Source organism: Acinetobacter sp. 778_lipA (genome assembly GCF_058242985.1).
This window is the reverse complement of sequence record NZ_JBZAYT010000001.1, coordinates 2,106,588-2,127,540: the sequence shown is the minus strand read 5'-3', so window position 1 is coordinate 2,127,540 and position 20,953 is coordinate 2,106,588. Positions and strand designations below refer to the sequence as shown.

Sequence of the window (20,953 nt, the reverse complement as noted above, 5' to 3'; positions counted from 1 at the left end):
AATGGGTGGTGAAAAATCCATAGATTCACTCGTGTCATGAATAACAATAAATCCAGGCCGGAGTATATAATATGTTGAATTATCAGGATGTTGCTAAAAAATTTGATTTAGATAGTGTTGTTAAAGAAATGCTCTCAGGATCAGTTGATCAATTGAATGCCTGTTATGAATGCTGTGACCGACATGCGGAAGCAGATCATGAAAAAGTTGCGCTATATTGGCAAGGTAAAGATGGTCGTAAAGAACAATATACCTTTACTCAACTGAAAAAATGGTCGAGTCAGTTTGCCAATTTTTTAAAGTCACAGGGTATTCAAGCTGGTGATCGTATTTCGGGTTTATTACCAAGAACTCCCGAATTATTGGTGGTGATTCTAGCTGCTTGGAGAATTGGTGCAGTCTATCAACCGCTGTTTACTGCATTTGGGCCAAAGGCGATTGAACATCGAGTTCAGCTGGCAAAAAGTAAATTAGTCGTGACTGATATCGGCAATCGTAGCAAACTGGATGAAGTTGCACAGTGTCCACAAATTATGACCGTCGCTGATCAACAGGGTCATGGTGTACAACAAGGCGATTTAGATTTTTGGAAAGAACTCAATCAACACGCTGAGCACTGTGATCTAGTCATGCAAAGCATTCAGGATCCATTTTTACTGATGTTTACCTCAGGCACCACTGGACCTGCAAAACCTTTAGAAGTCCCACTCAAAGCATTAATTGCTTTTGGTAACTATATGAAAGATGCGATCGGCTTACGCGCAGATGATGCATTTTGGAATATTGCTGATCCAGGTTGGGCGTATGGACTTTATTACGGTATCACAGGACCTTTGTTGTTAGGTCATGCCACTTTGTTTTATGAAGGTGGTTTTAGCATAGACAGTTTATGTCAAATTATTGATGATTATAAAATTACCAATTTGGCAGGTGCACCTACAGCATATCGGATGATGATGGCCGCAGATTCCACTCAAATGGCACAACTAAAGGGTAAATTTCGTGTTGTGAGCAGTGCAGGAGAACCTTTAAATCCAGAAGTTTTTCGTTGGTTTAAGCAAGTGCTTGATGCACCTATTTTTGATCATTATGGACAGACTGAGGTGGGCATGGTGGTGTGCAACCATCATGGTTTAAACCATGACGTCCGTGCTGGCGCTGCTGGTTTTGCCAGTCCAGGTTATCGTGTCGCTGTGGTAGATGATCAAGGGAATGAGTTGCCTGCCGATACCGCTGGAATTTTAGCGGTAGATATCAGTCAATCACCGATGATGTGGTTTGGTGGCTATAAAGAAAGTCGTAAATCACCGTTTATCAAAAATTATTATTTGACCGGTGATACTGCTGAATTACATACAGATGGGAGTATGAGCTTTGTTGGACGTAGTGATGATGTGATTACCACCTCTGGATATCGTATTGGACCTTTTGATGTAGAAAGTGCATTACTTGAACATGAAGCAGTGATTGAAGCCGCTGTTGTTGGAGTACCAGATCCAGAGCGAACGGAAATCGTTAAAGCTTTTGTGATTTTGGCAGAAAATAAAATACCATCTGAGGAATTGGCTGAACAACTTGGACAATTTGTCAAAAAACGTCTGTCTGCCCATGCTTATCCAAGACAAGTAGAATTTGTCAATGAACTGCCAAAAACACCAAGTGGCAAAATTCAACGCTTTTTACTGCGTAATCAAGAGATTGCTAAACAACAATTAAACGCATAAAGCTGGTGAGTAGAGTCCTATATAGAGCAATCTTGCCGAATGTAGGACGTTTAATGATGCTAAGGAATCTGAAATGCAATTTACTGAAGAACAATTATTGATTCAGGACATGGCGAAAAGCTTTGCCAAAAAACAAATTAAACCGAATGCAGCAGAATGGGATAAACATAGTATTTTCCCAAAAGAGACCTTGTCACAAATGGGGCAATTAGGTTTTATGGGGATGCTGATTTCAGAGCAATGGGGTGGTTCAGATACCGGCAACTTAGCCTATGTCCTTGCACTTGAAGAAATTGCGGCGGCCGATGGCGCAACCTCCACCATTATGAGTGTACATAACTCAGTCGGTTGTGTTCCGATTGCTAAATTTGGTAGTGAAGAACAAAAACAAAAATATTTATTACCTTTGGCGCAAGGTGAAATGATTGGTGCTTTTGCATTGACCGAACCGCATACAGGCTCTGATGCAGCAGCGCTGAAAACCCGAGCTGTCAAAGATGGTGATGATTGGATTATTAACGGTGCAAAACAATTTATTACTTCAGGAAATAATGCTGGTGCAATTATTGTATTTGCAGTCACCGATCCAAATGCTGGTAAAAAAGGTATCAGTGCCTTTATCGTGCCACGGGAAACTGCGGGCTATGAAGTGATTCGGACTGAAGAAAAACTGGGATTGCATGCTTCAGATACCTGCCAAATTGCATTGACTGATGTGCGTGTACACAAAAGCTTAATGTTAGGTCAAGAAGGTGAAGGGCTTAAAATAGCACTGTCTAATCTTGAAGGCGGTCGTATTGGTATTGCTGCGCAAGCAGTGGGTTTGGCACGTGCTGCCTTAGAAGAAGCCAGCAAATATGCCAAAGAACGGATTACTTTTGGAAAACCGATTTTTGAACATCAGGCAATCGCTTTTCGTTTGGCCAGTATGGCAACAGAAATCGAAGCAGCTCGTCAATTGGTTCATCATGCCGCACGATTGAAAGAAGCAGGCAAGCCCTGTCTTAATGAAGCCTCAATGGCAAAATTATTTGCCTCAGAAATGGCAGAGCGTGTGTGTTCAGCAGCTTTACAGGTCTTCGGTGGCTATGGTTATTTAAAAGATTTTCCAATTGAACGAATTTATCGTGATGCACGTATTTGTCAAATCTATGAAGGCACCAGTGACATCCAGCGTTTAGTGATTGCGCGAAGTTTATAAATAGAGTTAATCGCTGTGTATCAGATGATGGGATAAAACAGATAAGGAAATGAATATGCAATTTGAAACGATTTTACTGGAAAAACACAAAGGCGTAGGCTTAATTAGACTCAATCGTCCAAAGGCTTTAAACGCATTAAATTCAAAATTAATCCAAGAAGTAAATTTAGCTTTAGATGATTTAGAAAAAGATCAGGATATTGGCTGTATGGTGCTGACTGGTTCAGAAAAAGCCTTTGCAGCAGGTGCTGATATTAAAGAAATGGCGGGATTGAACTTTCCCAATATTTATTTTGATGATTTTTTCAATCTCGCAGATCGTATTGCACAACGCCGTAAACCTTTAATCGCTGCTGTCAGTGGCTATGCTTTGGGTGGCGGTTGTGAGTTGGCATTGATGTGTGACTTTATTTATTGTGCAGACAATGCCAAGTTTGGCTTACCTGAAGTCACTTTAGGCGTGATTCCAGGTATTGGTGGTACCCAACGTTTAACTCTTGCCATAGGTAAAGCCAAAGCGATGGAAATGTGTTTAACCGCACGACAAATGGGGGCAATTGAGGCAGAACTGAGTGGTTTAGTTGCCGGCGTGTTTAGCCCTGAAGATCTTTTAACCCAGACTTTAAGTACAGCTGAAAAAATTGCTGAAAAATCATTGGTGGCGACCATGATGATCAAAGAATCAATTAATCGTGCCTTTGAAGTGAGTTTGGCGGAAGGTTTACGTTTTGAACGACGAACCTTTCATTCAATTTTTGCTACTTTGGATCAAAAAGAAGGCATGCAAGCCTTTGTTGATAAACGCCAAGCCAACTTTAAAAACCAATAACAGGACGGAGATGGGATGAATACTGAAAATCATTTAATCGTCGAACAGCACGCAGCTCTGGGTGTGATTACCTTAGATCGAGTGTCCAGCCTGAATGCACTGACTTTGGATATGATCAATGGTATCCGTACACAAGTTGAAACTTGGCAAAATGATGCTGGCATTCAAGCGATACTGATCAAATCCAATAGCCCAAAAGCATTTTGTGCAGGTGGTGATATTCGTTATCTTTACGATTGTTATCAAAATGGTACAGATGGACATAAGAGCTATTTTATCGCTGAATATGACATGTTGAATAGCATTCGCGCGTCAAAAAAACCAGTTGTGGTATTGTTAGATGGTTATGTCTTAGGTGGCGGTTTTGGTCTGGCACAAGCCTGTCATATTATTGTCAGCAGTGAAAAATCACGTTTTGCCATGCCTGAAACGGCGATTGGTTTCTTTCCTGATGTTGCCGCAACCCATTTCTTGTCGCGTTTAGATGATATTGGGGTTTATCTGGCAACCACAGGCGATCAGATCAGCAGCAGTGATGCCTTGTATTTAGATTTAATTGATTATCATGTTCCTAGCCAACAGTTTAATGCTTTATTCGATGCCCTGAGTCAATCAAGCAACTTAAGCAAAGATAATATCGAACAGATAATTTCTAAATTTATTACCCGTCCTGTAGCAAGTGAACTCAGTGCATCGGTTGAAAACATTCGGAAGCATTTTGGCTTTGAAAATTTGCAAGATATTGAAAAAAGTCTTGAAAATGAAAAAGATCAACAGCATAAAGCTTGGGCAAATAAAGTACTAAGCACTTTGCAACAACGTTCTTGGTTGGCGAAAAAGACCAGTTTAAGACTGCAATACTTAGGACGGGGATTGTCATTACAACAATGTATGCAACTGGAACGAAATTTACAGGATATCTGGTTTGAACATGGTGATATTCTTGAAGGTGTACGTGCATTAATTATTGACAAAGATAAACAGCCGAAATGGCAACAACAGAATGCAACGCTAGATAAAATCTTGGCTGAATTAGGTTAATATTTTTAATGCGTATATCAGTTTTGTTTTTACAAACATTCAGGTACTTTTAATGGCAACAAAAAAGGAAATCATGTGATTTCCTTTTTATTTTACAATGATCAAAAACCAACTATAAATCAATCTTATCATATATAGCATTGGCTTTATCTGTGATTGCAGTCATATGGATTGCACCATGAATCATTCCTGCTAGAAAATGAAATTTCACCGAGACACCAGCATTTCTCAATCTTTCAGCATATTGTTCGCCATCATGACGCAGTGGATCATATTCACAGACAAAAATTTTTGCCTCTGGTAAGCCTTGTAATGACTGTGCCAGTAGGGGGCTCACCAACTCATTGGTTTTGTCAGAATCACTATTTAGATATTGATCCCAACAATATGTCATTGTTGCAGTGGTTAAGCCATAGCCATCTGCATAAGTTTCATAGGATGTGCCATGCATCGTAGCATCTAAGGCTGGATAAAATAGCAGTTGTTGACTAATCTGGATTTCTGGATGCGCATTAGCGAGTAAGCATGCAGCCGCTGCAAGATTGGCGCCCGCACTATCACCACCCACAGCAATACGATTTTGATCAAGCCCTAAACTTAAAGCATGTTCTTGAATATAACGAAGTGCTGTAAAAAAATCTGTCAGCGGTACTGGAAATTTGAATTCAGGCGCTAGGCGATAATCCACTGAAAAGATAACATGCTGTGTTGATTCTGCCAGTAAACGGCATGAACGATCCCATGCATCTAAACTCCCCAAACACCATCCACCGCCGTGGGCAAATACTAAAGCTGGATTGCTTTGTAGCTGCACCATAGCATAGGGCGTATATACCCGAACTTGGATTTGAGCTTGATCAGAGGTTGTGACCCAAAAACTGGTTTGATAGCTGGAATCTTGCTCAATACCTTGCTGTTGTATGATGTCATGATTTACCTGCGCTCTTAATTCACAAAGTGTATTTGCAACTGCTGTAACAACAGGTCTAGTGTTAAGCCAGTCTGCAATTTGATGATCTAAGGACATCCTATTGCTCCAATTGTAGAAATTCTAAAATCAGGGAACAAAATGCTTCGGGTTGTTCCTCCATAATAAAATGACCACAATCTTTAACAATTGCACTGCTTAAATATGGTGCAACTTTTTTCATGGTTTCATAAGGTGCATCATTGGTTGCCTGTTCTGCACCAATCGCCAATACAGGCATTTCTAGATTTTTAGCTGCTCGGATTTTATTTTGACGAATAGTTTCCGGGATTGAACGATAGTAGTTAAAACCTGCCGTTAAACGCCCTGATACTTTATAAGCCTCAATATAAGTCTCAGTGGCAACTCTATCTCTATGCCATGACCACTTATCAAAAATATAATTAAGATAAGTTTCTTCACGGCCACTGACTAAAGCTTCAGGTAAATCCATCACTTGATTAAACATGAAATGCCATAGAAAAATATTTTCATCAGGTGAAACAAAAATAGGCGGTGGTGTTGCCAATCCGGGAATAACAGCTTCAGTCACGGCCAGAGAAGTGACAGATTGGGGAAAATCAGCTGCAAGTGCATAAGCAACCCACATCCCGATATCGTGACCAATCATTGAATAAGTATCATGTCCAAGTTTTGACATTAAGCTGGATAAAATTGTCGCAATTCGCCCGGTATCATAACTCCCATTCAGCGGAACAGAATATCCCGTTCCCGGTGGATCTACAGCAATTGCCTGATAACCGTTGGCCGCCAAGACACGCATCACATTTCGCCATGCGTACCATGTTTGTGGCCAACCGGGGATAAGTAATACGACAGGACCACGACCTGTAGAAACATAATGAAGTTTTTTACCGTCAATATGAATGTAATGATGCTGAAATTGATCGACCAAATTTTCATGTGTTGTAATGGTTGTCATAGTAAATTCTCAATCTCTGCCTTAGATACCCAAAAGTTGATTGATTTGCAATTGATTGACAGGCGCTGCGGCAAAATCATCAAAGGTTTTATCAGTAACATGAATAATATGTTGTTGAATAAACTCAGCACCTTCACTTGCGCCATCCTCTTTATTTTTTAAACAACACTCCCACTCTAAAGTTGCCCAGCCCTGATAGTCGTTATGTGCCAATTTTGAGAAAATTGCTTTAAAATCAACGTGACCATCTCCAGTAGAACGGAATCGACCTGCACGATCTCCCCAATTTTGATAGCCCCCATACATCCCTTGGCGACCTGTCGGGTTAAACTCAGCATCTTTGACATGGAACATTCGAATAAAATCTTTATAGATATCGATGTATTCCACATAATTCAGTTGTTGCAGAATAAAATGACTCGGGTCAAAAAGAATCTGACAACGTGGGTGGTGTTGTGTTCGTTCTAAGAACATTTCAAAGGAAATACCATCATGTAAGTCTTCACCAGGATGAATTTCGTAACACAAATTGACATTATGTTCATCACAAGCATTGAGGATCGGCATCCAACGACGTGCAAGTTCATCAAAAGCGGTTTCAATAAGTCCAGCAGGGCGTTGAGGAAAAGGAAAGATATAAGGCCATGCCAGTGAACCGGAAAAAGTTCCCATATCTTGTAAACCTAAACGGGCAGATGCTTGAACAGAAGCCAACATTTGTTGTTCAGCCCATTGAGTTCTAGCTACTGAATTTCCATGTAAATGTGAAGGTGCAAAACCATCACATAAAGCATCATAAGCCGGATGCACAGCCATAAGTTGACCAAAAATATGCGTTGTCAACTCACTAATTTCTAAACCATTATTTTGTAAAACCCCTTGTATTTCATCGCAATAATCTTGGCTTGTGGCTGCTAAATTAACATCAAATAAACGCTTATCCCATGCTGGCAGTTGTACAGCTTTAAAGCCTTTATCGGAAACCCATGCGGCAATGCTCTCTAAATTATTAAACGGGAAAATATCATCACTGAATTGTGCGAGATGAATACTTGGACCTTTGATGGTTTGCATAGCTAAACTCAATTAGTTGTCGATCGACAAACAATAGGCTTTCTTTTGAATAAAAACAACAAGTTTTTAAAAAGAATCTGAAAAAGGGCAGCCTCTCCAACAAATCCTATTGATTTATTTGCGAAATTTATTTTTTCGAATGATAATAAAAAATACTAAATCGGATTGAAGCGTCGTTATGGCTGGTAGACCAAGAGAATTTGATAGAGAAAAAGCACTGATTCAAGCGCGTGATTTTTTCTGGCAACATGGCTATGAAGGGACTTCGATGTCAGATTTAGTCGAGGTCTTAGGTATTGCTTCAGCGCGTATTTATAAAGCCTTTGGCTCGAAAGAGGCGTTGTTTCGAGAAGCTGTTATACATTACGAAGAAAATGAAGGCGGCTTTGCGATCCACGCTTTACAACAAGCAAATATTAAGGATGCGATCAGCCAATTATTTCAAGATGCAATCAAACTTTATACCCAGAATAATCATTCATATGGCTGTATGGTTGTATCATCTGCAAGTGTATTAAGTCAGGAAAATCAAGGTCTTTTAGACTGGATGAAGCAACAACGTATTGAACGTGGTCAAAGTCTGGTTAAGCGCTTTAAACAGGCGAAAGCAGATGGACAATTATTAGAACATGCCGAACCTGAAATATTAGGGCAATATTACGGACTAGTGCTACATGGATTATCTGTTCAAGCTAGAGATGGTTATTCAGAACAAATGCTTTTGCAAATCATCGATTTTTCCCTTAAAAATTTAGATCAATATCTGGTTTCATCTTCAAAAGCTTAGGCATAGATCAGCAGTAACAATGTATAAGTGATGCATTGTTAACAGGTATTGAAGCAAGTGGTTGGTATGATTACTTCGAACATGTAAATGCTGCGGGGACGGAAGGTGATTTCCAGCAACATCTTGATGCTTTAGCAAAGTTTTAATTTTTCTTCTAAGATGCATATTTATTTTTAAGGTCATATCAAGGTGTTCTTTAAAGCTTAAATATCTTATAGAAATGCTTGTTCAATCGAAGAAAATTGTGAATACTCATGCGCATAAATTTAGGCTGTAAAATTATCTTTTGGGGTTAGACAATTACTGTGAAAACGTATCCATTTTCTCGTTTACAAAAAGCATTATTGGCAGTTGGTTCATTTTCATGTCTAGGGCTAAGTTCAGCATTGGCACATGCTGATACTGAAAAAGATACCCAACAACTTAAAACGATTAAAGTAAGCGTTCAAACAATAGAAACAACACCAACTGCTTATTATCAACCCAAGGTAAATTTATCAGGATTTACTCAGCAAAATCTTGCTGAGATTCCTGCATCTATCAGTACAGTCACCGCGGAACGTATCGCTGACCAACATGCAAAAACCCTGACGGATGTTGTTAAAAATGATGCAGCCATCGGCGATGGCTATGCACCCATTGGTTATTATCCAAACTTTATTATGCGTGGCTTTAACCTGAATTTAGGGTCAAGTTATTTACTCAATGGTCATTTGTTGCGTGGCGAGCAAAATGTGGCACTAGAGAACAAGGCACAAGTTGAAATTCTAAAGGGTATAAGTGCAATCCAAAGTGGGATGTCAACACCGGGTGGTGTTATCAATTATGTCACTAAACGTCCAGAAGACATTCGTGCTATCACCGTTGAAGTGGATAGTCATGGTGGAAATCGTGTCGCAACTGACTTGGGTGGTTTGTTCGGAGACGATCAGCAGTTTGGTTATCGACTGAATCTGGCCAAAGAAGAAATTCATCCTTATGTTGAGCATGCAGATGGGAAGCGTTTGTTTGGTGCTTTGGCTTTAGATTGGGAAATTTCAGATCAGTCAAAATTAGAATTTGATATTGAATCACAGCATCAACGTCAGCGCTCAGTCGCAGGTTATCAGTTACTGGATGGTACCACTGTACCCACTGGCGTCAAATGGGACCATTTACTTGGTTATCAAAGCTGGAGTAAACCAGTGACCAATGAAAGTCTAAATGCCAGCTTAAAATATATTTACCAAGTCAATGACCACTGGACAACAAATCTGTCTGCTTCACAAAGCCGTGTCGTGATTGATGATTATTCAGCATTTCCGTGGGGTTGTGGTAGCAGTATTTGTCAAACGACAAGTTTAGGTAATACCTTTGACCAAAATGGTAACTATGATATTTATGATTTCCGTAATCCAGACGACAGCTTCTTAACCAATCAATTTAAAGCAGGCTTAAACGGCAAGTTTAGCACAGGGGCTTGGCAACATAAGCTAAGTTTAGAACTGTCACATACAGGGAAACGGCATATACAATATAATGCAATCAATGAATGGGTCGGTACAGGAAATATTTATAATGATCCTATAACGTATGCGCCTACTGACAAAACTTTAGGTAAACATTATAAATCATTAGACAGTCAACAAACTGCATTGAACTTACTTGACCAGATTGACTTTAACGCTGAATGGTCAGTATTGTTGGGCGGCAAACTAATGCACTTAAATGAAAATGCCTATGATGAAGATGCAAACAACATCCGAGAAACCAATTTCAATCGTTTCTTACCGCAGTTTGCGTTGATGTATCAACCTTGGGAACAGACTCATCTCTATGCTTCTTATGCCAAAGGATTAAGGGATGGCGGACAAGCCCCTTGGTTTGCTACTGGTATTCCTGATCAAGGTATTGAAGGTAATGCTTTTAAAACGTTAGCACCGATAAATTCAACTCAGTATGAATTGGGTCTTAAGCAGCAGTGGCAAACATTACTGTTTACCGCGGCGTTGTTCGATTTAACCCAAGACAATCAATACACCAACGCAGACAAATACTTTGTCACGGATGGTAAGCAACATAATCTTGGTTTGGAATTGGGCTTACAAGGACGCTTAGGGCAAAATTTAGATATGACTTCTTCTTTAGCTTTAATTCGTTCACGTTTAAAAGAAATACAAGTGGCTGATTATCAAGGTCATCAAACTCAGAATGTACCAAGTGTTCGTTTTGCTAATCATCTATCTTATCGAGTACCACAAGTAGATGGCTTACGTTTATTGGCTGGCATGCAATACAGCAGCAGTAAATATGCCAATAAAACAGGTACAGTAAAAGTATCAGGCTATAGCGTGTTTGATGTAGGTACAGCTTATAACTTCCGTGCTTATGGTTATGACAATACGCTTCGATTTAATGTTGATAACGTGTTTAATAAAAAATACTGGCGCGATGCGGGGAGTTTCTTAGGCGATGACTATTTATTTCTTGGTGCACCACGTACAGCGCAACTCTCGTGGACTGTGGGTTTTTAACTAAACTAATTTAGTTATATCAATATTTTAATATTATTTCATAAGACTTTTTTAAAGCTAAAAATCAACATAAAATCCCCCTCATCCTAGCCTTCTCCCAAAGGGAGAAGGGATTTTCAATCGCAATATGATTCACGCTACATGATCACTTTTTCATTTATGAAAGAGATTTATTTAAATAAATATCAAAAAAATAGATAGTACAAACCTAAAAATATAAATTGGATTTATTCTAAAAAATAACCAATTATAGAATTCTAAGCAATTTAGTAAGGAATGCTAAAAATGGACAAAAAAATTAGAGTTGCTGTGATTGGTGGCGGTATTGCGGGATTAGCACTCACGACTCAATTGGTCAAAAATAAACATTTGGATGTACATCTCTTTGAGTCCGCATCACAGTTTTCCGAGATTGGCGCAGGGATTTCGTTTGGTGCCAACGCAGTTAAAGCCATTCAATTATTAGGTTTAAGCCAAGAGTATGAATCTATTGCCGATCAGGTAAAGGCACCATACACCGATATTTGGTTTCAATGGCGTAATGGTTATACCGATGAGTATCTATCTGCATCGATTGCGCCACAAGTCGGACAATCTTCGGTACATCGTGCAGATTTTCTCGATCGTTTAATTCCGTTGGTGCCTTTAACAAATGTACATTTTAATAAACGTGTACAAGAAATTGAGGCAGATGAAGAACAAGCGACAATTCACTTTATCGATGGTCAACATATTACATTTGATTATGTGATTGGTTGTGATGGAATTCGGTCAGTTGTTCGAAATCATGTGCTTGACTCTAATCAATTAGCGCGTGTTGAACCTCAGTTTTCAGGGACTTGGGCATATCGTGGAATTATTAAATTTCAAGATTTTAAGCAAGCCATTGCAAAACTGGGAAATGATGCAGAAATTGCCGATGTACCACAAATGCTTTTAGGGAAAGATAAACATATCTTAACTTTCCCAATCCGTCAGGGTGAAGAAATTAACATTGTTGCGTTTAAGTCAGATCGCACGCAAACTGTATTAGCAGAGAATACACCATGGACATCTCCTGTTTCAAAACAAGCCATGCTGGCTGATTTTGCAGACTGGAGCGAGAGTTGTAAGGCATTATTGGATCTGATCGACTCACCAACCATTTGGGCATTACATGAAATTCAACCTTTAGAAACCTATATAAACAAAAACAATAATGTGATTTTGATTGGCGATGCTGCTCATGCCATGTTACCGCATCAAGGTGCTGGTGCTGGACAAGGTTTAGAGGATGCTTTGATTTTAGCTAAATTATTAGAAAACCCTAGGTTGACATCTGAATCTATCAAAGCTGTATCGGAAATCTATGAGCAAGTTCGATTAGCGCGCGCCGTGAAAGTTCAAAATACCTCGCGTGAATCAGGTGAAATCTATGAGCTATATTCATCGAAATATCCTGATTTTGAATCAATAGGCCAACATTTGACACAGCGTTTTGACTGGTTGTGGCAGCATTCGCTTGAAAATGATATTCAGACAGCCAAAGCAGCATTAGCAAAACAACTACAGCACACTGAAATGACGACTTAAACAACAAAGATTACAAACAGGACAATATGACCAGGGAGGTCTATTATGCAAAGCATAAATGCAAATGAAATTATTGATCATGCCAAATTAAAAGCCATTCATTGGCGGGTGATTTTACTCAGTGCATTGATCATTATCTTTGATGGTTATGATTTAGTGATTTACGGTGTTGCTTTACCCAAGTTAATGGCAGAATGGAAAATTGACAGTATTACGGCTGGATTTCTGGGCAGTGTCGCTTTATTTGGGATGATGTTTGGTGCAATTATTTTCGGTAGCCTGAGTGATAAATTAGAAAGCTATGGATTTAGCCGCAAAAAATTAATTATTTTATGTATCTGTTTATTCAGTGGTTTTACTTTAGTTTGTGGTTATGCCAATAATCCACAAAGTTTTGGAGTTTTTCGGTTTTTGGCTGGTTTGGGGTTAGGCGGGGTCATGCCAAATGTAATCGCCTTGATGACTGAATACGCACCTAAAAAACTACGTTCAACCTTGGTTTCCTTAATGTTTAGTGGTTATGCAGTCGGTGGGATGTGTTCAGCTTTATTAGGAATGTGGTTAGTCCCGCAATTTGGTTGGAAAATCATGTTTATTCTAGGAGGAACGCCACTTTTACTCATTCCGATAATCTGGAAGCTGTTACCCGAATCGATTGATTATTTGGTGCGCCGTGATAAAACTGACCAAGCCATTGAGATCCTTAAACAAATTGACGGCAATATTACCTATACGTCTCAGACTCAAATTGGTCTTCATCAAGACAATCAATCTACCTCTAAAACCCCAATCAAGGATTTATTTGCAGAAAATCGTGGGATGGTGACACTCTTATTCTGGGGCAGCGTATTTATGGCGCTTGTACTGGTCTATGCTTTAGGTAATTGGTTGCCTAAATTAATGGTAGAAGCAGGCTATGACTTATCGACCAGTCTGGTTTTTCTATTGGCTTTAAATATTGGTGGAATGCTTGGTGCAATTTGTGGTGGCTACTTAGCGGATCGTTTTAATCTGGCAAAGGTATTATGCTCACTGTTTTTAAGTGGCGCGATCGCATTAATCTTACTGAGTTATAATTTACCAATGGTCATTCTTTATTTTTGTATTGCGGTTGCAGGAGCTGCATCAATTGGTGGGCAAATCTTATTATTGGCGTATATGTCCCAATTTTATTCATCCAATATTCGTGCAACAGGCTTAGGAATGGCTTTAGGTGTGGGGCGCTTAGGCGCAATTTTAGGGCCAATCTTATGTGGTTGGCTGTTAAGCTTAAGTCTGCCCATTAATTATAATTTTATCGCATTATCAATCCCTTGTATTATTGCGGTAATGAGTGTTTCAATGATTCGCTTACAGTTGAAAAAAACAAAATTGGCGGTGAAAGCGGTACAAATCTAAAAGTAGAGCAGGGAGGTCTACCTCCCTCATTCAATAGAGATATGACAATTGATTGATCTAAGTCTTATTAAAGTTTTTATTATCGTTTTTGAAACTAAAAATATTAGTCATGCAGCTGAGCGCCTCAATTTAAGCCAGCCATCTGTCACCTACAATCTAAATCGCCTACGTAAATTTTTAAATGATCCTTTATTTGAACGAGACAAATTTGGAGTCAAACCGACCAAGTTGGCACAAAGTTTATACCCGAGCTTTAGGCAAGCAATTACCGATATTGAAATGGCAATTACAGCTTCTAAATACTTTGACCCAAAAACGTCAACTCGGATATTTCGTTTAGGCTTATCTGATTTGGGTGAAATATGTTTACTACCTTCTTTAATTCAATACCTTTCTAAAGAAGCACCATTTATTAAGGTGGAAATTGAAGAAATTCAATCGCATAAAGTAGAAGACTGGCTGACTGAAGGTTTTTTAGATGTTGCTGTATTCAATAGTAGTTATACCGTTATGCCTAAAATTGAATCACGTAATTTATTTGAAGAACGCTATATGTGCATTGCGCATAAGTACCATCCACGTATCAGGGATACACTGAGTTTAGAACAATATTTTCAAGAAAATCATGCTGCTATTAAGTCTTCAACGGGTCACATTGAAATTGATCAAAGGCTGAAGGAATTGGGCTTAAAAAGAAAAATCATGCTTGAGCTTCCTCATTTTAGTGTTTTACAAGATGTGGTGACCAGTTCTGAATTATTGGTGACCTTGCCTTCACGAGCAGCAAAAGTATATGCACGTAATGGTGATGTGAACATTTTTGAATTACCATTTTCAGTTAAACCCTTTAATGTGAGTACCAATTGGTATAACCATCGAGATGATATAGAAGCCCGAACTTGGTTTATACAAACGTTACAAGAACTTTTCCAAGCGTTGTAACGCCGTATTCTTATGAACAATGCGTTAAAAATTAGTGGATAGAGTCAGAACTATTCATTATTTAAACTATGCTTTTGCGTAATCATTTAGGATTAAAAATCTATTTATCTGGTCAAAAATAGAATACGATTCCAATCATCGATAAATCAGTCACTATTTTTAATTTACTTAAGTGAACTACATGAAATTACAGCTAGATAAATATGATCGTGGAATTTTGGAACTCTTGCAAAAAGACTGTACCTGTGCAATTGGTGATATCGCAGATCGTATTGGATTAAGTAATACCGCCTGTTGGCGACGCATTCATAAAATGGAAGAAGAAGGAATTATTCGCGCTAAAGTTGCTTTATTAGATCATAAAAAGTTAAATATCAACGTGATTGTTATGGTTTTTATTAAAACAGCACAACATAATGCAGAATGGATTCAAAAATTTCACAATCATATCCACACAATCGATGAAGTTATAGAAGTGTATCGGATGGCTGGAGAGACTGATTATTTGTTAAAAGTCGCTGTACCCGATGTTCTTGAGTATGACAAAGTCTATAAAAAAATAATTCAAATTTCTGGTCTTACTGATGTGAGTTCGAGTTTTGCAATGGAGCAAATTAAGTATACAACTGAATTACCTTTAAATTTTCTTTGAGCATTGATTTTTTTCCATAAAAACCAAAGTCCTCAATAGTCTATATTTCTTTTAGGCTTTGATCTGTGAAATGCTTTTTACAAAGGAATCGAACTATCTCAATGACTATAGAAAGGTAAATAAGCCTTAAAAATTATTCAATAAAGCACTGAACATATCACTCAGCCAGATTATCAGTATTTACCTTATCATGTCATTAAGGGAATAAAATTCCCAGTAAATGTTAAAATACGGATTTATATTCTATATTTTTTAAAAAATAGTGATTTATTTAAAATAAAAATTCTATGCATTTTATCTATCATTGGTTGTAGAAATATTTCTTAGAAATCATGCTGGTGCTGCTATGAATCATTTTTGTACACAAGTCATAAATTTGGGAAGAACCCCTCAGCGTTTTGATGGTTTGGTGAATACACCTGTTTATCGAGGCTCAACTATTGTTGTCGATAGTTTTAAAGAATGGGAAGATCATAAGCAAAATGGCGGTGTTTATAAACATTATGGCCGTTTTGGTGCTGCTACAGCAAAGTCTTTTGAAAGTGCAATTAATGCATTAGAAGGTGGGGCAGGATGCATGGTTTTTCCATCTGGACTATCGGCTTGTACACATGCATTAATGGCATTCGTTGCAGCAGGTGATCACGTTCTGATTGCTGATAATATTTATGGGCCAACACGAAGTTTTGCAGACAGTATGTTGCCCAAACTGGGAATCCATGTTGAATACTTTAACTCATGTGATTTAAACGAGTTAAAGAGCAAAATTAATCAAAAAACCAGCGTGGTCTTTGTAGAGTCACCGGGTTCAATTACTTTTGAAATTAGTGATATTGCTGCAATCTCAGAAATAAGCCATGCTATGAATGCCAAGGTTTTAGTAGATAACTCTTGGGCAACGCCATTGTTTTTTCAACCTTTAAAACATGGTGCCGATGTCTCAATTCAGGCTGTCACAAAATATATTGGTGGGCATTCTGACATTCTCATGGGAACTGCAACAGCAAATGCAGCATCGATTGAGCAATTAAACAAAGTTGTGCATTTTTTTGGTGAAACGACAAGTCCAGATGATATTTATTTAGCTTCACGTGGATTAAGGAGTTTAGCTGTCCGCTTAAAACAACATGAAGAGAATGGCGTGATACTTGCTCATTATCTAAATGAACATCCAGCAATTGATGTGGTAAATCATCCTGCTTTAGCAATGAATCCATATCACAAACTATGGCAACAGAGCTTTTCTGGGTCTACAGGCTTATTTTCTTTTTATTTAAAACAAAACAATCCATGTTTTGTTGAGGCTTTCTTTGATTCTTTAAGGCTTTTCCACATTGGCTTGTCATGGGGTGGATTTGAAAGTTTGATTTTGCCAGTTGGAACGCCTTATCGAACTCAAAGTCATTTGCCTAGTCGTGGATATTTGGTACGTCTACATGCTGGACTTGAACATGTAGACGATTTAAAAGCGGATTTGGAGGAGGCACTAACTATTGCTCAGCGTGCGATAGCTTAATTTCATTATACATTATAGTAAAATGAGACCTTAAATATCCAATATAGCAAGACTATAGAAGAAACCCTCTAATAAAATAGAGGGTTTAATTTAAAATGTATTAAAAATTATAGCGGACACTTAATGTGGCATTTCTTGGTGTACCCCAATTCATTGAGTTTGCACCAATACCTTCGTAGTATTTCTTGTCAAAAATATTGTCAACGTTCAGCTGAAGCTTAATATTTTTATCAACTTGATAACCTAACATCGCACTAGCAAGTACAAAAGCATCTTGATCTATACGTGTATTTCCAGTACCCGTATAGTATTTACTCTTGTAATTTAAACCGAGTCCAGCACTCCATAGATCTACTTTATATTTCACAAATAGATTAGATGTTGTGCGTGAATTCGTTGTATTAACCTTTACACCTTTTGCATCTTTTGCTTCAAAATTAGCAATACCAAAATTAACGCCCCAGTGATCATTAATTTCACCATCTGCTTCGAACTCAAAACCTTTACTTTCAACTCCATCTACACCACGATAAGCTTGATCAGTGGTTAGTGCACCATTACGAACAATAAATCCTCCTGGTATCGCTTCAGCAAAATTAGATTGTTCAATGCGGAATACTGATAAAGCTGTGTTTAAACGTCCGCCAAACCATTCACTTTTTAATCCTGTTTCATAGTTTTTACCGTTCGCAGGATCTAGATATTGATCATTTACATCTTTACGGCTTTGCGGTTTAAATATGTCTGTATAGCTGACATAGACTGAGTGATCTTTTGCAAAATCGTAAATAGCGCCAATATAAGGCGTGACTTCGTTGTTAAATTCACGATTGCCTACACCATTTTCAGACTCATATTTCCAATTAGATAAACGTGTACCTACAATCACTTTTAATGGATCGAGAATTTGAAATTTACCAGAAATATAAGCCGAAGTTTGAGTCGTTTGATTCAGAGCATTTACACCATTCAAAATGACGGATTGAAGTAGTGGTTGTGCCATATTGTTATAGTCGAGCGGACCGCCTAAATACTTCTCGACTTCATTTTTAGTATTGGATCCCCCAAAAATATCCTTGGTCTTCTCGTTTTTGTTCCATGAACCACCAATAATTATTTCTTGTGGGCGGTTAAATAGTGTAAAAGGCACGTTGATGAAAAGATCAATATTATTTTCTTCATTGCTTGCTTCTGAGCCATATACTGAAACATTATCTGTGATTTTACCTGTCTTAGGATCAGGTTTATTTTTTAGTGGGCTGGTATTGGTTGCTTTGTTTACTTGACCGCCAGTGTAAAGCAGAAGGGTATTTACATCTTCTTTACGAAAGGTATATGCAACATTTAAATTAACATCATTGAATAAATTCTGTTTTAAATTGGCGAATACTGCTGTGGTATTTACATCCCAAAATGTCCAAGGTGCAGTTACCGTTAAGCTTCGATCAAAGTTAGTACGACTTCCATCATCATAAAATGCTGGAGTGCCTCCCCAGCGAATGCCATCACGTTGTAACTCTTGATAAGTTGCACCAAGTGACATACTAGTTTTATCACTCAAATCGTAATCAATCGCACCATAAAATACATTGCGTTCTTTTTCATAAAAATCCATAAAGGATTTTTCATCAGTATGTTTGACGAACATACGTCCACGAAGTGAACCATCTTCGTTCAGTGGCGTAGAGATATCCGCAGAGCTACTCCATGCATTCCAAGAACCGAGTGAAGTGCTCAGATTACCCGTCAACTCTTTTGCATTGGCATGTTTACGGACCATATTTAGTCCCATTGCAGGATTACCAGCACCTGTGGTAAGCCCATTTGCACCTTTAACAACTTCTACACGATCATAAATATCTAAATCAAGATCACCTGCACCTAAGTTTGTGGTACTCGGCATTCCATCTATTAAATAGTAATCGACCTGAAATCCTCGAGCATAAACAGACTGACGTTCATCGGTACGCGATGTTGAAACACCTGTAATCGTATTCATTAAATCTTGAAAAGAATCAATGTTTCGGTCATCTAAATATTCACGTGTTAAAACTTTGACAGATTGAGGTGTTTCACGAAGAGACAAATTTAATTTTGTTGAAGTATTTGTCTTTTTGGCTGTATAGCTTTGAGTTCCTTCTGTAATAGCTGAATTTTCGCTTTCTGCTTGTACTTTGATTGTTGGTAAAGCCACTGTTTCTGTTTTTTCTTCTGCATAAACAACAGATGGAATAGTTAAAGCCATAGAAAGTACTAAAGGATGCATTTTGAATGCATGTCTTAGAGGGAAGAAGGTGTACATAAGATAAATTCCATAATAAAAAATGCGCGCTATCGGGTTTTCTGTCTTTCTATTGCTTTAAACCTGTTACGGGCAAAAAAGCGTTACAAAAAGTAACATATGCACAATTAATTATCAATAATCATTCTCATTTATTTAGTGGAATTTTTATCATTACTATTTGCAAGATAATAGTTACATTTGATTTTGGGTTATAAACAATGCAATCGGAGATATTTTGAATTTTTGATATAGATAAAGTAATTATAGAAAAAATTAGATAATAGTAATATGTAAAGGATATTTTAGAAAATGATCAGTATCCGAATGCCTTGGATACTGATGGCAAAGTTAAATTAAGATAAGATTTAAAAACGATTAAAAACTGATAAAACAAGATGCTACCAAAGACTTAGTTAACTTAAGTTTAGCTCAAATCTACTTTCTTACTTTTATGATGAGTTCTTTCAAAGAATTAACTTAATAATACTCTTAACATTTCATAAATTTACACTGTAAATTGAGTATCTTCCAATAAAGAAGATACTCAGTATAAAAAATAAATAACCATTTGATAATATTGATTTCAGATAAGCAGCTCAAACAATCAATCGATATTCAAAATGAAGCTAAGAAAGTTTTTATTTCTTTTCCTACGATGGTTGGCTGCTCCCAAGGAGTCCAGTGTCCGCAATCTTCAATTTCAATTACTTTGAGATTAGGAATGATTTCTATATATCTTTGCGCCATATGTTCACCAGAATTAGGATCACTTTTCCCATTGATGAGTAATAAAGGAATCTGGCTATTAATCAAAGCATTGACAAGTCTATCACGGTGTTTAAACCTCTCGAAAATTGAACGGTTTAATTGAACTAGGCTCTTTTTCCCATGATTCATAATTAATTGTTGATACCATTGTTCTAAATCTAACTCACTTGGCTGATTCTTTTGATCAAACATATTTTTCATATTTTTTGAGAAAACACGAAAAGATAAGAAATATATTATTATATGCCCAAGAATAGACGCCATAAGTTTTTGGATTAGGCGAGGGCGATATACTTCAGGAAATAAACTACCATTCATAAAAATAGAAGATTTAACTTTAAATGCTAAAAGGTTGTTCTGCTGTCGATCGAGCAATTCCTGAATGATTCCTACACCTAAATCATGACCGACTAAATGAATTTCCTCTAGCTTCAAATACTCAATCAAGGCAATAGCTTGATCGGCATGATCTTGAACAGAATATATATATTTACTTGGTTTATCAGAGAATCCTAATCCAAGTAAATCGATAGCAAGTATTTGATAGTTCTCAGCTAGAGTATCCCAGATTTTAGCCCAGTCAAATGAGCTTGTGGGATAACCATGAATTAATAAAATCGTTTGGGCATTCAGTTTAGGTGAAAACTTGTAAAAGATTTTATAATTTTTAAAGGACAAATAATTCCCTTCATACTCCCAGCGATGTAATGTGTACTTCATTTTTATTCCTTTTTTTGCTAAA

17 protein-coding genes are annotated in these 20,953 nt (G+C 37.7%); 12 read left to right on the top strand and 5 right to left on the bottom strand.

Annotated features, from left to right (window positions below):
- The first annotated feature begins 71 nt into the window (after window positions 1–71).
- The 4 genes from AC4CUY_RS10110 to AC4CUY_RS10095 all read left to right on the top strand — a co-directional run bounded on the left by AC4CUY_RS10110 (window position 72) and on the right by AC4CUY_RS10095 (window position 4,795).
- Window positions 72–1,724 (top strand): AMP-binding protein, encoded by a 1,653-nt coding sequence (locus AC4CUY_RS10110; RefSeq protein WP_336951090.1) that lies wholly within the window; start codon window positions 72–74, stop codon window positions 1,722–1,724.
- A 73-nt stretch (window positions 1,725–1,797) separates the two neighbouring features.
- Window positions 1,798–2,925, top strand: a complete 1,128-nt coding sequence (locus tag AC4CUY_RS10105; protein WP_419820391.1) for an acyl-CoA dehydrogenase family protein — start codon at window positions 1,798–1,800, stop codon at window positions 2,923–2,925.
- 55 nt (window positions 2,926–2,980) lie between these two features.
- On the top strand, window positions 2,981–3,754 hold the full coding sequence (locus AC4CUY_RS10100) for an enoyl-CoA hydratase (protein ID WP_490774060.1): 774 nt from the start codon (window positions 2,981–2,983) through the stop codon (window positions 3,752–3,754).
- A gap of 15 nt (window positions 3,755–3,769) precedes the next feature.
- Complete coding sequence (locus AC4CUY_RS10095; RefSeq protein ID WP_490774059.1) at window positions 3,770–4,795, top strand: enoyl-CoA hydratase/isomerase family protein; 1,026 nt, start codon at window positions 3,770–3,772, stop codon at window positions 4,793–4,795.
- Between the two features lie 112 nt (window positions 4,796–4,907).
- On the opposite strand, the gene AC4CUY_RS10090 is transcribed toward AC4CUY_RS10095, so the two are convergent.
- From AC4CUY_RS10090 to AC4CUY_RS10080, 3 genes are read right to left on the bottom strand one after another with little or no spacing between them, the layout of a single operon-like run.
- Window positions 4,908–5,822, bottom strand: a complete 915-nt coding sequence (locus tag AC4CUY_RS10090; RefSeq protein WP_419359679.1) for an alpha/beta hydrolase — start codon at window positions 5,820–5,822, stop codon at window positions 4,908–4,910.
- Between the two features lies 1 nt (window position 5,823).
- Complete coding sequence (locus AC4CUY_RS10085; protein WP_490774058.1) at window positions 5,824–6,705, bottom strand: alpha/beta fold hydrolase; 882 nt, start codon at window positions 6,703–6,705, stop codon at window positions 5,824–5,826.
- Between the two features lie 21 nt (window positions 6,706–6,726).
- Window positions 6,727–7,779, bottom strand: a complete 1,053-nt coding sequence (locus AC4CUY_RS10080) for a sugar phosphate isomerase/epimerase family protein (RefSeq protein ID WP_490774057.1) — start codon at window positions 7,777–7,779, stop codon at window positions 6,727–6,729.
- Between the two features lie 178 nt (window positions 7,780–7,957).
- Here AC4CUY_RS10080 and AC4CUY_RS10075 point away from each other — a divergent pair, with 178 nt between their 5' ends.
- From AC4CUY_RS10075 to metC, 8 genes are all read left to right on the top strand, one after another.
- Complete coding sequence (locus tag AC4CUY_RS10075) at window positions 7,958–8,566, top strand: TetR/AcrR family transcriptional regulator (RefSeq protein ID WP_419327202.1); 609 nt, start codon at window positions 7,958–7,960, stop codon at window positions 8,564–8,566.
- 35 nt (window positions 8,567–8,601) lie between these two features.
- Complete coding sequence (locus AC4CUY_RS10070; RefSeq protein ID WP_336951099.1) at window positions 8,602–8,712, top strand: DUF6616 family protein; 111 nt, start codon at window positions 8,602–8,604, stop codon at window positions 8,710–8,712.
- 159 nt (window positions 8,713–8,871) lie between these two features.
- Complete coding sequence (locus tag AC4CUY_RS10065; RefSeq protein ID WP_490774056.1) at window positions 8,872–11,079, top strand: TonB-dependent siderophore receptor; 2,208 nt, start codon at window positions 8,872–8,874, stop codon at window positions 11,077–11,079.
- 285 nt (window positions 11,080–11,364) lie between these two features.
- Window positions 11,365–12,651, top strand: a complete 1,287-nt coding sequence (gene salA / locus AC4CUY_RS10060; protein ID WP_490774055.1) for a salicylate 1-monooxygenase — start codon at window positions 11,365–11,367, stop codon at window positions 12,649–12,651.
- 45 nt (window positions 12,652–12,696) lie between these two features.
- Window positions 12,697–14,049, top strand: coding sequence for an MFS transporter (locus tag AC4CUY_RS10055; RefSeq protein WP_419327200.1), 1,353 nt, complete (start codon window positions 12,697–12,699; stop codon window positions 14,047–14,049).
- A 48-nt stretch (window positions 14,050–14,097) separates the two neighbouring features.
- Entirely contained in the window at window positions 14,098–14,991 is an 894-nt protein-coding gene (locus tag AC4CUY_RS10050) for a LysR family transcriptional regulator (RefSeq protein ID WP_419359674.1), read from the top strand.
- Window positions 14,992–15,172: 181 nt separating this feature from the next.
- Window positions 15,173–15,643: an Lrp/AsnC family transcriptional regulator gene (locus AC4CUY_RS10045; RefSeq protein ID WP_490774054.1), complete on the top strand. Its 471-nt coding sequence runs from the start codon at window positions 15,173–15,175 to the stop codon at window positions 15,641–15,643.
- Window positions 15,644–15,989: 346 nt separating this feature from the next.
- The gene (metC, locus tag AC4CUY_RS10040; RefSeq protein ID WP_490774053.1) at window positions 15,990–17,159 is read left to right on the top strand and encodes a cystathionine beta-lyase; all 1,170 of its coding nucleotides are present in this window, start codon (window positions 15,990–15,992) and stop codon (window positions 17,157–17,159) included.
- 100 nt (window positions 17,160–17,259) lie between these two features.
- Here metC and AC4CUY_RS10035 read toward each other — a convergent pair whose 3' ends face one another.
- On the bottom strand, window positions 17,260–19,461 hold the full coding sequence (locus AC4CUY_RS10035; protein ID WP_336951108.1) for a TonB-dependent siderophore receptor: 2,202 nt from the start codon (window positions 19,459–19,461) through the stop codon (window positions 17,260–17,262).
- A 597-nt stretch (window positions 19,462–20,058) separates the two neighbouring features.
- Entirely contained in the window at window positions 20,059–20,931 is an 873-nt protein-coding gene (locus tag AC4CUY_RS10030; protein WP_490774052.1) for an alpha/beta fold hydrolase, read from the bottom strand.
- Between the last annotated feature and the right edge of the window lie 22 nt (window positions 20,932–20,953).

Bases quoted from the DNA above. Each gene is read 5' to 3' on its own strand.
- AC4CUY_RS10110 (WP_336951090.1), top strand. From the start codon at position 72: ATGTTGAATTATCAGGATGTTGCTAAAAAATTTGATTTAGATAGTGTT.
- AC4CUY_RS10105 (WP_419820391.1), top strand. From the start codon at position 1,798: ATGCAATTTACTGAAGAACAATTATTGATTCAGGACATGGCGAAAAGC.
- AC4CUY_RS10100 (WP_490774060.1), top strand. From the start codon at position 2,981: ATGCAATTTGAAACGATTTTACTGGAAAAACACAAAGGCGTAGGCTTA.
- AC4CUY_RS10095 (WP_490774059.1), top strand. From the start codon at position 3,770: ATGAATACTGAAAATCATTTAATCGTCGAACAGCACGCAGCTCTGGGT.
- AC4CUY_RS10090 (WP_419359679.1), bottom strand. From the start codon at position 5,822: ATGTCCTTAGATCATCAAATTGCAGACTGGCTTAACACTAGACCTGTT.
- AC4CUY_RS10085 (WP_490774058.1), bottom strand. From the start codon at position 6,705: ATGACAACCATTACAACACATGAAAATTTGGTCGATCAATTTCAGCAT.
- AC4CUY_RS10080 (WP_490774057.1), bottom strand. From the start codon at position 7,779: ATGCAAACCATCAAAGGTCCAAGTATTCATCTCGCACAATTCAGTGAT.
- AC4CUY_RS10075 (WP_419327202.1), top strand. From the start codon at position 7,958: ATGGCTGGTAGACCAAGAGAATTTGATAGAGAAAAAGCACTGATTCAA.
- salA (WP_490774055.1), top strand. From the start codon at position 11,365: ATGGACAAAAAAATTAGAGTTGCTGTGATTGGTGGCGGTATTGCGGGA.
- AC4CUY_RS10055 (WP_419327200.1), top strand. From the start codon at position 12,697: ATGCAAAGCATAAATGCAAATGAAATTATTGATCATGCCAAATTAAAA.
- AC4CUY_RS10045 (WP_490774054.1), top strand. From the start codon at position 15,173: ATGAAATTACAGCTAGATAAATATGATCGTGGAATTTTGGAACTCTTG.
- metC (WP_490774053.1), top strand. From the start codon at position 15,990: ATGAATCATTTTTGTACACAAGTCATAAATTTGGGAAGAACCCCTCAG.
- AC4CUY_RS10035 (WP_336951108.1), bottom strand. From the start codon at position 19,461: ATGTACACCTTCTTCCCTCTAAGACATGCATTCAAAATGCATCCTTTA.
- AC4CUY_RS10030 (WP_490774052.1), bottom strand. From the start codon at position 20,931: ATGAAGTACACATTACATCGCTGGGAGTATGAAGGGAATTATTTGTCC.